The sequence below is a fragment of the Borrelia duttonii Ly genome (genome assembly GCF_000019685.1).
Classification (GTDB): Bacteria; Spirochaetota; Spirochaetia; order Borreliales; family Borreliaceae; genus Borrelia; species Borrelia duttonii.
In genome coordinates this window covers 365,701-378,443 of sequence record NC_011229.1, presented here as the reverse complement: position 1 = coordinate 378,443, position 12,743 = coordinate 365,701, and the positions used below count along the sequence as shown (strand labels likewise).

The window sequence follows — 12,743 nt, the reverse complement described above, 5'->3', positions numbered from 1 at the left end:
ATGAAAAAAGAATTGTTTACATTTTTAAGTAATTTTATTGTTTTTCTATTTTTATTTGTTGCTTTGGTTTTTTGTTATACATATTTTTTTGGAGTTGCCTATTTAGAAAAACATATATTAGTAGCTACATTTTTTGATACTGTTTTGAGTGTATATCATAATTTTAATGGTTTTTTTATTTTTTTTGTTTTGATTTATTTTATTTTTTTAGCGAAACCAGAAACACGGCTTTATTTTAAGGGATATAAAGGATATTTGTTTAAAAAATTTTATCCTTTTATGTTTTTATTTTTTGTAATAGGTATTGTTTTTGTATTAATTTTTAATTCTATTATGTCTTATATTCTTTCTCAGAGAAATGAATATAAATATAATTATGAGAGATATAATCTTCTTGCAGAGCAGACAACTACAATAATGAATGAGCTTAAAAATATCGATATAAATTTATCTTCAAATAAGACACTTGATGTCAATGAATTGGTAGAGGTTTTTAAGCAGAAAAAGAAATATCTTGAGGAATTGCTTAGGATGTATGAAAAAATGAGGCTTATTTCTGATAATGATGAACTTTCTATTAATTATTATTTGGCCAGATCTGAATATGATAGAATGCCTCTTTATGGTGTTGATTTAGAAAAAGTTCGAAAGACTCTTAAAATGTATTTAATAAAAAGTTTGAGCAAAAGAGATTTTCAGGATATTATTAATGGATTTATTGATAAGGGTGATTATGCTACGGCTAATTATTTTGCTTATATAGGATTTTTTGCAACCAAAGATGATGAATTTTCTGCGCTTTTAGATTTAACTTTTAAAGCTATTAATGAGTATAAAAATGTTGAACTTGAAAGAGAAGCTTCGATTTTTGAAGAGAAACAGAGGAATTTTTTATATCTAAATACAGAGAAATTTAAACCAGCATATTATGGTTTTTTAAAGCTTCATAATTTGTTTCCAAATGATAATGAGATTTTAAGTTATAAGAATAAGTCTTTAGATAAACTTAAAATTCATTATTTCTTTTTTGATGAGATTGAAAAATATTATGAACATTATGGCATCAATGATGTATTTTTAGTTCAGGGCAATTCTGGTGATGGTACATATGATTATATTTATATGCAAAAGGTTGTAAATACTGTTTTTTCTTATACTAAAATGATTAAAAATTTTGAACTTATTAGGTTTGATAGTTTAGGTAAAGTTATATTACATATAAAAGTCCCATTTGCTACTCTTAAGGGCAATACGGTTTATCAAAATGTTTTAGATAAAAAAAGTGAAAATAGTGATATTACTGCTACTAGAGTTTTTGTATTGCTTAAAGATTTTGACTTAAGTGATATAAAAATCATTGATCTTAATAATAATGTTGATAATTTACATTTATTTGCAAATTCTGTTAAAGGTAGTATTTTTTTACCTATTCAAGTTTTAATCAGCGCTTTTAACCAAATTAAAACGTTCAATTTAAGATTGATAGGTATTTTTTCTTCAAGTCTTTTCTTAATGATAAGTCCTATTTTATTAGTTTTTTTGGGTGTTCTATTTATTGCTGTAGCTTCTAAAGTGGATTTTGAGTTTGATTTAAAATTTATGGTATTTCTTGTATCTATAGTAGTAGCTATTTTTTCAGGTATTGTATCTCTTTTGATAAATTATTTGTTGTTAACTTTAATAGCACTCTTTATGCATTTGTCTGGTAATATATACATATCTTTTATTTTAATTTTTTCCTTTTTATTCCTTATTGTATTGTATGTAATGCTTGTCAATTATAAAAAAGATATACCATCTTTATGAAGAATTTGCATTTTTGATGTTAGATAACATTAATTCATTAATTATGTTGTTTTCTTTTTCTATTTGTTCTTTATTAAGTATATATGAATCTTTATTCATATAATTTTCATTTATAATAAATTGTGGGATTTCTTTAATTACATGTTTTAATTTTAAGTTCAATCCTTTATATGGTGTAAATCCATTAATCAATCCAAAATGTTCATTAAATTTTGCTTTATCTTTAAGTGTGATTAATGATTGTTGTATTTTTTGATTTAATATCCATCGAATAAATTTTGCTATAGGTTGTGATGTTTCTTTAACACCCATAAAGTTTATATTACATATCGATGATTTTTTTTCTTTATTTGTTAAATATGAAAAATTAATTTTGTCTTTAATATTCTGATTTAGTTTATTGTAATATGCTAAGTTGGTTAAACCTGCAATTAAAATAGTTTTTTGTTGTAGTAGTATCGTCTCTAAATTTAAATATTTGTATTTTTCCGTAAAATTTTTATGCAATGTAAGTTCGTTCACATCTATAAAAGATTTGAAATAATTAATTATATTTAATATTTTCTTCTCATCATATTCTGGCTTGTTGTTTCCAAAGTAAATATTTATATCGTTGATTTCAGATATTGTATAAAATATATTTTCAGAAATATAAGGAGATATGAAAATTTTTTTGTCTTTTTTGAAATTTGTATATATTTCTTTGATTGATTGTATATCAATATATTTTTGTATATCATATTCATTTTTATATATTAAGATTGGAATATCGAAACTTAATGGTACGATTTTGTATGCAAATTTTTTTGATATGTTATTTAATATTGGATAGTCAGAATAATAATATTTTTGTATATTTTTAAAGTTTTTAGTTATATTTATGTTGTCTAAGTTTTTTGCAATGATTATTTGAGCATTCTCTTTATTAATGGTTTGTACGTTAATATTTTTTTTGTACTTGATAATAAAATTTGTTTTATTTTGAACATTAAATTGATTTATATAAATAGGAATAATTTTATTGTCAGTTAAGATAGTAATAGCAGTTTCTTTTGAGCAACTGAAAATTAAAGCTAAAATTGTCATTAAAATTAATTTCTTTATATACATAAAAAATATGTTTATTACATTGACTTTTATTTTACAATAAATTATGTATAATTTTTATAGTTATTTTATAATTTTGGGTATCTTTGATAACTTTAAATTTTGTATTCAAAAGGAGAGCTATTAATGTGAGTTTAGTTGATTTTTTAGTTGCTATTTTTAATAGAGAACGTACTCCTGAGCAAGTGAAGCAGAGAAGGCTTAAAGAAGTAAAAAAAAGTTTAAGTAAGTCAAGTAATTTTTTTAGCGTTTCCAAAATACAAGCTTTACCTCAGTTTGCTAAGTTTATTTATAATCTTTATAAGGTTTTTTTTCCTTTAAAGTTATTTGTGCAAAGATATCGAAATTCAAATGAGATAATTCATTTTGTAGTTGAGAAGTATTTAAATAGTACTCAAAAGCAAGCTTTGGAACATATTTATTCTTTCTCTGCTAATGAGATAGTAAATTTTACATCTGATATGCTGAAAAATTTGGATACCAATTTAAATTATTTATTGAAAAGTATAACTCAGGAACAGGTCAGATTGATCGATGAAACCTGTGGAGCTTTAGATATCTTTTTTGATTTAGCTTCATATCAGTATTATATTCTTATTAAGCATTTTGATAGTTTATTTCCAGAAGATGATTTTATATATAAACCTAGATTTAGTGCTGTCAGTTGTGGAGTAATCCTTGATGATATTAAGGATTATTTGGAATGTATTTATTCTATTAAGGATATTTCTATTTGGAGAAATCTTTATGATATTCTCTTAAAAATATATGGAGATGAAGATAATTTTCCTATGAAGCCAAATGTTTGGCTTAAGATGGTAACATCTATAATTGAGATAAATAAAAATAAAGAAATTTTGTATCTTGTAAGATATGTTAGTGGTGATCCCAATTATTTGCCTATTTCTGGCCTTAAAAAGACAAAAGCAAAAGCGTTTTTTAATTATCTCTCTAAACATGTTTCAAATGAAATGTTAAAAGCTGAAATTTTGCAAAAAAATAGCAAATCTAAAATTTTGGCAGAAAAATTATTTCCTGGAGTTACTCTTTTAACTTTAGATAATTATAATGAGCATATGAACATGAAAATTACATCTAAAATTACAAATACTACCGGATATGTTTACGCTGACATTTTAGGTTATTTGAAAACTCATGCTGTTAATTTAGTAAAAAAAGATTTAAATGATATTGTTAATATCCTGATTATTAAAGGACAATGGAAAGATATGGAAATTTCTAGAGATGTTTCTAATGACATTCATGACTTAGTTAATATTTATTCTAATCTTATTGATTTTGATAATAGTCTTGGGGAACAGGGTAATTATGGCAATAGAATAAATGCACTTTTGCATAGGGTTTATGTTGGAGGAGACAAATCATCAGAAAAATTATTGTTAAATATAATAGTAGATGTGAATAAAAAAGCTTTAATTTTATTAAATGACTATTATTCAAAAATTTATTCTTTAAAACAGCTTTTAAGTGGTTGTTTAGAAGATTATTTTAAACCTTCTTCAGAAAAGGAACTTATTTATAATTGGAAAGAACTTGATCTTGAACTTGTAAAAAGTTATGGCAATAATGTAAACTTTGGTAGTATAATTAAAAATATCATTGAAGGATTAACTTTATTTTTAAAGTTAATGGATTTGTATCTAACTAAGAAAAATGGAATTTAGGAGATTTAGATGGGGAGAGAATGTGAAATTACAGGAAAAAGGACAATGTTTGGGAATAATGTTCCACGAAAGGGACTTGCCAAAAAGAAAGGTGGAGCAGGACAACATATTGGTGTTAAGACTAAGAGAACTTTTAAGGTTAATTTAATAAATAAGAAATTTTTTATTCCAGAACTTGGGAAAAATGTTAGTATTAAGATTTCTGCAAGTACTCTAAGAAGTATTTCAAAAGTAGGTTTGAATGTTTTTTTAAAGAAAAATAATAAAAAAATTGATGATTTCATTTAAAGACTATTTTTTATTAATTTAGTTTATTAGTATATTTTCTGTTATTGAATATTCATTGTTATTGTTAATGATTTGATGATTTAAAAATTCAAAGTTGGTAAAAATTTGATGAATTATAATAAGGGCAGTTATATTTTCAGGGAATATTTTGTGTGATTTGTGATGTTCTAGTAAAATTGATGAATTTAAGGAAGACGTGTTTAAGAGTTGTTTTAAGGTTGTTGCTAATTGGGTAGCTTTATTTAGATTTGTAGAGTGTGAAATAAAATGAGATAAAAATATAAAAGAATTTTCTTCTTGCGTTGTAAATGGTTTTAAAAATGTGCAATATTCTTTAATAGTTTGGTTTTTGGGGTTACCTAAAATAATGGGAATAATTTTGATATTTTGTGTTATATCTTTAATAAAATTTAAGACAATTTCAATTTTGTGATCATTTTCTATTATTTTGTCTTCTACATTTGTAAATGTAAATTTTTTTATTAAATTTATTATGTCTAAATTAACATCAATTGTTTTATCAAAAAATTTCCAAGCTTTATGAGTTGATATATTAATCTTTGAATTTTCTTTTGTATATGAAAATATAAATATGTTTTTTGTATTGTAAGTTATTATTTTTTTAAATATATCAATTTTATCTAAGAAAAACTCATAAGTCCCATAACTAGTTAAAAGTGCTTTATGAGTTTTTCTTTTATATAAGCTGAATAATTTTGGTGTTATATTAGTTTGATAAAAAATGTTATCAACTAAACTATTTCTTATTTTATTTATAAATTATGTCCCTTAATTGCTTCTTCTACTGTGTTTATTTCCATAAATTCTGTACCCTTATTGGTATCTCTGTTAGGATTTCCAGAAATAATTACTATAATATCTGAATTTTTAACTATTTCTTGTGTTTTAAGCATTTTAAGAGAAGTTGCTACAAATTCATTTGTTCTTTTAAAATTGTTTTCAACAAGATTAGAATAAACACCATAAGAGAGTGATAATTCTCTTGCTATTCTTTCATTATTTGTCGTAATAAATAGTGGCACACTTGCTCTATATGTTGCCATTATTCTGGCAGTTCTTCCTTTAAGTGAATCAACGATAATAGCTTTAATAGGCATTATTTTAGTTGCATCGATTGCACATTTTATAATGTAATTTCTTATTATTTTTTTGCTACAGAAAATTTCATCTTGAAACAGTGTTTGCTCTCTATATTTTTCGACTTCTCTTGCAATTTTGGTCATCATTTTAACAGCTTCAATTGGATATTTTCCATAAGCTGTCTCTCCAGATAGCATTATTGCGTCTGTACCATTTAGAATTGCATTGGCAACATCAGATACTTCTGCTCTTGTAGGTCTTGGATTTTCAATCATTGTGTGCAACATTTGCGTTGCTGTAATTACAGGTATGCCGTACTTAATGCAGGTTTTAGTTATTTTAATTTGTGCTAAAGGAACATCTTCAGCAGGTATTTCAACTCCCATATCTCCCCTTGCAACCATAATTCCGTAGGAAGCTTTGGCAATTTCTTCTATGTTATCAATTCCTTCTTGGTTTTCGACTTTGGAAATAATTTTTACGTCTGGATTTCCTGCGGCGTTTAATATATCTTTGACGTCTTGAATATCTTGTGCATGCCTTACAAAAGAATGTGCAATAAAATCAATATTTTGTTTTGCTGCAAGTTCAATAAAGCCTTTGTCTTTATCAGTAACGGATTGTAATTTTAGTGAAATTCCCGGTGTATTTATTGATTTTTTGTTTTTAATTTGTCCATCATTTTTAATTTGGCAAATTAACTTATCTGCAGATTTTTCGATGACAATCATTTCAAGTTCACCATCATCAATTAGAATTTTTGCTCCATTTGGAACTTCATTAACAAATCCATCATAGTTAGTTTGAAATGCATTAGAATCATTTATAGGTGTTGTAGAGATTATTACTTTGTCTCCTATTTGAACAGTAATAGGCTTTTCAATATTAGCTGTTCTAACTTCTGGTCCTTTTGTATCAATCATTAATGCTATTTTATTTGAAACTTGTCTAACGTTATTTATGACTTTTATTGCATCGGCATGTGATTGATGAGCAGTGTTTAGTCGTATTACATTTACACCTGCTTCATATAATTCTTTTATATGTTCTGGATCGCATCTTAGATCTGATATTGTTGCTACTATTTTTGTTAATTTTTGTATCATATTTATTTTTCTCCTACAGTATTTAAATTTTATGCTTTTTAATCCCCAATAACAATATTTTTGAAAGAACTTGTCATTTAATTTTTAGATTTAAGTTAGGATATATTATAAACTTAATTTTTGTTTTTAAGTTTGTTTAATATTTTGAGATCTAATTTGATGTCTAAATTTTTTTCTCTGTGAGGTATTACAAGTCCTTTTTTTTCTCCTTTAATTTTTCTTAAATATTTGACATTGGTATAGTAAAGGTCAGCTTTTCCCGCTTGTTTTGCTGGCTTTGTATAAAATACACATAAATTACCAGCATCTATTAAAACTTCAAGAGGAGGTGTTTTGTTTTTTTTATTTCTAATAAATACATAAGCACCAGGATAATCTCTTGTATGTAACCAATAATCATTTCCTTTTGCCCAACTTCTTAATAGTTCGTCATTTTCTTTTGCATTTCTTCCCACAATAATTTCAAATCCATGAGATATAAAATGGAGCCCAATAGATGTTTTTTTAATGATTTTTTGTTTTGTTGTTTTTTCATCAGTCAGAGTTGTATGGTTTTTTTCTTTTGTATAAGTTGTGTTTGATATTAATGTGTTATATTGTGTTTTTGCATTTTTTAATTGTTCTTGTACAATCTTAAGAAAATTTTTGTTTTTTTTGTATGTTTTAAAATATTTTAAAGCATTATCTTGAGGAGATAATTTTTTTTCTAATGTTATTTTAATTTCTTCTCCATTGTTGTTTTGTAAAGTAATTTCACTCATTCCTTTTTTAATTTTGTTTATATTTGATAAAATCATTTCACCTTTTTCTTTATGAGTTTCTATTATGTCCATTGAAATTAATTGCTTGTTTAGAGAGTATATTTTTCTTTCTAAGTTGATTTTTTCTTGTTCATATGTTTTATTAAACATTTCTGTATTATGTGTTTTAGTTTCTTTTATTTTTAAGTTGTCATAGTAATTTTCAATGAATGTTGAGTATGGTAATTTATTGTCATATTCATTTTTGAGTTTGACTTCTTTTTTCTCAGTTATATCGTTATTTTCAATAATTTTTTTGGCTTTTGTAAATATTTCACCTGTTATTTCTTTTGATTTTGGTCTTCTGTAGTATGCATCAAGAATTTTAAAATTTGTGTCTGTGACAATTATATTAGGAGAAGATGCCCATAATTTTATGAAAATACAATAATAATTTTGGTTTTTATTTATTTTTATTAAAATTATTCTTTCATTTTTTATTTGATGTGCTTCGCATACTTTGCCATTTGTGACTTTTGATTTTAAAAATTCAAAAAATCTTAGAGGAGGTTTGATATTTTCAAATTTTTTATTTGTTTTGTGAATTCTTGTTTTTTGTGAATCTAGAGATATTAATACATTAAAATTTTTTTCATCTGTTGATTTATTGTAAAATTCTATAACCAAGTTTTTGTAATTAGGTTGTTTTATTTTTTTTAAAAATGAATTTATTAATGGCAATTCTTCAAGCAAAATGTTTATTTCGTGATAGTTTAATGACATTTTATCTCCTTTGATCTTTTGCTAAATATGTTTATTATTAGTTTACAAAATGGTATATTATAAATAATAGCTTATTATGACAAGTTGTACTATTGGTATTTAGAGTTGTATTTGTTATTAAATGTAGCTTAATTAGTGTATGAGTTTTATAATGAACAAAATAAAAAAGATAATATTAATTATATCTCCTTATTTGCTTTTTGCCCAAATATCTGCCAATCAATATTTTGAGGAGGTTCATTCAAAATATCAAAATGTAAATGATATGCAGGCTAAGATTAGTCTTAATATAAAAGGTCTTAAACAGACAGGAACTTTGTTATATAAATCTCCCGATAAATTTATTATTAATTTAGATTCAAATAATCAGGTCTTTGTGAGTGATGGAGAATTTTTGACCATTTATGTTCCGTCTCTTGGTACTTCTTTTAGACAACAGTTAACTATGGGAAAATCGGGAAGTGGTTTTATGAATATTTTGAGTACTGAGTATAGTGTATCTTATACTAATTCTCCCAATTTAGAACCTCTTGATGAATCTGGGGGAAGGGGAGGGGCTGAAAATTTTATGAAACTGACTTTTTCAAGACGGCTTTATAAAGGTGCTGCCACAATTGATTCTTTTATGATTGCCTTTACACCAAGTGGTGCAATTAGAAGAGTTATTGCTTATCCTACAGGTGGTGGTAGAGAAATAGTGATTGATCTTTTGTCTGTCAAGTTTAATGTTGGAATTTCTGATAGTAAATTTAAATATGATCTGCCTAAGAATGCAAATAAGGTGGATAATTTTTTATATGATGTTAAAAAGACCTGAGGTGTTAATATATGGACAGAAGCGATTTCATTAGATTTGGAGATTTTTTAAAAAAAACTCGGATTGATAAGGGCTTTACTTTGGAGATGATAGCTGATGATATTAGGATTTCTATTAAATATCTTAGAGCACTTGAAGATTCTAATATTGAATCATTTCCAAATGAAGTTTTGGCTGTGGGTTTTTTAAGGACTTATAGTGAATATTTGGGAGTTGATGTTTGGTATGTTTCATCTCTCTTTAAAGAATATAAGAGAAGACTTAATAGTAATTATATTGGTATTAAGTCTGATGATCAAAATGGTAGTGTAACTTTTGTAAGTGAGAGTAAGCTTGGAAATAAATATTTTGATATAACTAATATAGGTTTTTCTAAGATAATTAAGATATTAGTGGGAGTGGTTGGGATTGTATTTCTAGTGTTTGTAGTTACAAATATTAGTGGTTTTAAACAAATTTTAGGAAGAATTTTTAAGGCAAATTATGTTGGAAAAAGAGTACCAGAGGTTCATGAGGTTTTATTTGATAAAGAAAATTTTTGGAATGTTGTGCTTGGAGAAGGTGATTTTTTGTCCTTAATTTTTGGAAATTCTATTGCAAAATATAGAGTTTCTTTTATGAACGATGATTTGGTTATTACAAATGATTTAGAAAATGAGCAATATGTTTTTAATTTAGGCAAATTTCGAGAAGTTGATTTGAATGGTAATATAAGAGTTAAAATTGTATATGATAATTATTCTCAAGATAAGGTTAGAAAGGCTCATGTAAGTTTGGAATCTTTTATGCTTAATGTTGAATATGTTTTTGAGACCAATCTTTCTAATAGATTTAATGTTGTAAATTGGGGATTTGAAGTTAATGGTCCTAAAAATAGAGTGATTAGTGAATATCCTACAGTATATTCTTCTACAAATATTTCTGATATTAATTTATCAATTAATTTTTTAAATGATACGTTTTTACGATATGTTGATGAGAATAATCTTTATGGTAAGTCTTTGCTTTTATTGAAGGGAAGTGATCCTTTAAATTTAAATTTTAAAAAGTCTTTAATTTTGTTTTTTACAAGACTTTCTGATGTTAATATTGTTCTTCAAGGTAAGGATGTTACTTCTGTTTTAAAAAGTTATGGAAGTGAAATGATAGCAATTCAATTTTTTTGGTTAAAAACACCAGGTGGTTTTGATCTTAAAGTTTCTGAAGTTTATTGATGAGTGAAATACAAAAATTTCTTTTTAGTTTAAATTTTGATCAAAAGCAAATTGTCTTTGATGATACTACGAACCCCATTCTTGTTTTGGCAGGGCCAGGCAGTGGTAAGACGAGGGTTATAACAGCTAAGTTTGCGCATTTAATAAATGAAGGTAAAGTAAAACCAGAAGAAATTCTTGCTTTAACGTTTACAAATAAAGCAGCACGTGAAATGAATTTTAGATTGAATTCTCTTTTTAATTTTGATAGGTCTTTACATATTCAAACTTTTCATTCTTTTGGTGCTTGGCTTTTGCGACTTTACTTTAAAGAATATGATGAAAATTATGATTCAAATTTTACAATTTGGGATGTTAATGATGTTGTTAAATTTGTTAAACAAATTGGACTTGCATCAAATATTGAATGTGCCAAGTATGTAACATCGTCAATATTGAAATATAAGGAGAATTATTCTTTACATAATAATTGTGGTTTTGATGATAAAATTTATTCTGAGATTGAATTTTATGAACAGGAAAAATCTAAAAGTAATGCTTTTGATTTTGCCGATCTTATTCTTAAATCTGTTTTGATGTTACAAAATTGCGAAAATATTAGAATGAGGGTGCAAAAAAGATTTAAGGCTATTTTTGTGGATGAATATCAAGATACTAATTATTCACAGTTTTTGTTTTTAAGAGAACTGTATTATAAAGATGCATATTTTATGGTAGTGGGAGATGAGGATCAGTCTATATATTCTTTTAGAGGTGCTAGAGTTGAAAATATTCTTGAATTTGAAAGAACATTTGATAATGTGTCTAAATATTATTTGGTCCAAAATTATCGTTCTAGTTTAAGTATTGTCAATGTTGCAAATAATATTATTTCAAAAAATCAAAATAGGTATGATAAAGTAATAGCTACGGAAAATAAGATAGGTAAAAAAATAAAAATTTTTATATTTCAAAATCCTACAGAAGAAGCTGAGTATTTTGCAAATTTTCTTATTGAAAATAAGCTTGAAACAGCTGTTCTTTATAGATTTAATCATCAGTCTTTGCAATTTGAGAAGGCTTTTTTTAAAAATAATATTGCGCATAAAATATTAGGTTCAATTAGATTCTATGAAAGAGAAGAAATTAAGGATGTCATATCTTTGTTAAGACTTTTTGTAAATAAAAAAGATAAAGTATCTTTTTTGAGAATAATAAATAAGCCTGCAAGAGGTCTTGGTAAAACTACCATTGATAAGATAATTGCGACATTAAATGATACTGATGTGAATCTTGACTTAATGCTTGCAAGTAGAAAAGTTGTTAAAAATCTTAAAGGAAAAGCAAGAGATTCTCTTGATATATTTTTAAGTTTATATGATGAATTAAAAGAAAATATACAAAAGGGTATATATGTAAATTTATCTGAATTTATTAAAGATGTTACAATGGGATTTGGAATTTGGAATTATTATCAAAAATTTGATAAGGATGAGAAATCAAAAAATATTGATGAGCTTATTAGTAGTGGAGTTGAATATTCTGGTAGTTTTGAAGGTCTTGTGATATTTCTTGAAAATTCGTCTTTGTCTCCTTTAGTTCATGGAGATTTTGCATCTAGTGTGTTACTCTCTTCAATTCATGGCGTTAAAGGACTTGAGTTTGATAGGGTAATAATATCTGGTCTTGAGAAAGGTTTATTACCTGCTGAGATTGAAGAATTGACAGCTGATAGATTAGAAGAAGAGAGGAGACTTTTTTATGTTGCTATTACTAGGGCTAAATTCGAACTTTTTATTACAATAAATTTGCAAAGATTTTTTAGAGGAATATTAAAAAATACAGCTATATCAGTTTTTTTTCAAGAGATCCATAAGGATAATTATGATATTGTTTTTGTTCCAGAATATTTGAAAGATAATTTTAAATTTTTTTTTACACGAAGTGATAATAAAAATTTTAATATTGGCGATTATATAATTTATAATGGTGAGAATGGCATTATTGTTGATAAGTGGTACCAAGATGGTGGACCATTTCTTAAGATTAGTTTGAAAAATGGGAAAAAAGCTATTTTGAGTTCAAGTTATATTAAAAAACTTTCTAAAATGTAGAGG

Annotated in this window: 10 protein-coding genes; 6 read left to right on the top strand and 4 right to left on the bottom strand. The window is 25.4% G+C overall.

Annotated elements, in window-relative coordinates; genetic code table 11:
* Positions 1 to 1,806, top strand: coding sequence for a hypothetical protein (locus tag BDU_RS01750; protein ID WP_041177775.1), 1,806 nt, complete (start codon positions 1 to 3; stop codon positions 1,804 to 1,806).
* Here the strand turns inward: BDU_RS01750 and BDU_RS01745 are convergent.
* The gene (locus BDU_RS01745; RefSeq protein ID WP_012538113.1) at positions 1,801 to 2,916 is read right to left on the bottom strand and encodes a hypothetical protein; all 1,116 of its coding nucleotides are present in this window, start codon (positions 2,914 to 2,916) and stop codon (positions 1,801 to 1,803) included. The two genes, BDU_RS01750 and BDU_RS01745, sit on opposite strands and share 6 nt — an antisense overlap.
* Positions 2,917 to 3,035: 119 nt before the next feature.
* On the opposite strand from BDU_RS01745, the gene BDU_RS01740 reads away from it, so the two are divergent.
* Positions 3,036 to 4,598 (top strand): hypothetical protein, encoded by a 1,563-nt coding sequence (locus BDU_RS01740; RefSeq protein WP_041177774.1) that lies wholly within the window; start codon positions 3,036 to 3,038, stop codon positions 4,596 to 4,598.
* A 9-nt stretch (positions 4,599 to 4,607) separates the two neighbouring features.
* Positions 4,608 to 4,886: a 50S ribosomal protein L28 gene (gene rpmB / locus BDU_RS01735; RefSeq protein ID WP_012538111.1), complete on the top strand. Its 279-nt coding sequence runs from the start codon at positions 4,608 to 4,610 to the stop codon at positions 4,884 to 4,886.
* An 18-nt stretch (positions 4,887 to 4,904) separates the two neighbouring features.
* On the opposite strand, the gene amrB is transcribed toward rpmB, so the two are convergent.
* The 3 genes from amrB to BDU_RS01725 all read right to left on the bottom strand — a co-directional run bounded on the left by amrB (position 4,905) and on the right by BDU_RS01725 (position 8,616).
* A complete protein-coding gene (gene amrB, locus BDU_RS07680; RefSeq protein ID WP_318250784.1) occupies positions 4,905 to 5,612 on the bottom strand; it encodes an AmmeMemoRadiSam system protein B in 708 nt (235 codons plus the stop codon).
* A gap of 47 nt (positions 5,613 to 5,659) precedes the next feature.
* Positions 5,660 to 7,093 carry a pyruvate kinase gene (gene pyk, locus BDU_RS01730; protein ID WP_012538110.1) on the bottom strand — a complete coding sequence of 478 codons (1,434 nt, stop codon included), beginning with the start codon at positions 7,091 to 7,093 and terminating at the stop codon, positions 5,660 to 5,662.
* Positions 7,094 to 7,206: 113 nt separating this feature from the next.
* Positions 7,207 to 8,616, bottom strand: coding sequence for an NFACT RNA binding domain-containing protein (locus BDU_RS01725; RefSeq protein ID WP_012538109.1), 1,410 nt, complete (start codon positions 8,614 to 8,616; stop codon positions 7,207 to 7,209).
* 139 nt (positions 8,617 to 8,755) lie between these two features.
* Between BDU_RS01725 and BDU_RS01720 the strand changes: the two genes are divergently transcribed.
* The 3 genes from BDU_RS01720 to BDU_RS01710 are packed head-to-tail and all read left to right on the top strand — an operon-like array spanning position 8,756 to position 12,740.
* Positions 8,756 to 9,433 (top strand): LolA family protein, encoded by a 678-nt coding sequence (locus BDU_RS01720; RefSeq protein WP_012538108.1) that lies wholly within the window; start codon positions 8,756 to 8,758, stop codon positions 9,431 to 9,433.
* An 11-nt stretch (positions 9,434 to 9,444) separates the two neighbouring features.
* The gene (locus tag BDU_RS01715; RefSeq protein ID WP_012538107.1) at positions 9,445 to 10,647 is read left to right on the top strand and encodes a helix-turn-helix domain-containing protein; all 1,203 of its coding nucleotides are present in this window, start codon (positions 9,445 to 9,447) and stop codon (positions 10,645 to 10,647) included.
* A complete protein-coding gene (locus BDU_RS01710) occupies positions 10,647 to 12,740 on the top strand; it encodes an ATP-dependent helicase (protein WP_041177702.1) in 2,094 nt (697 codons plus the stop codon). The genes BDU_RS01715 and BDU_RS01710 overlap by 1 nt, the downstream gene beginning before the upstream one ends.
* The last annotated feature ends 3 nt before the right edge of the window (positions 12,741 to 12,743 follow it).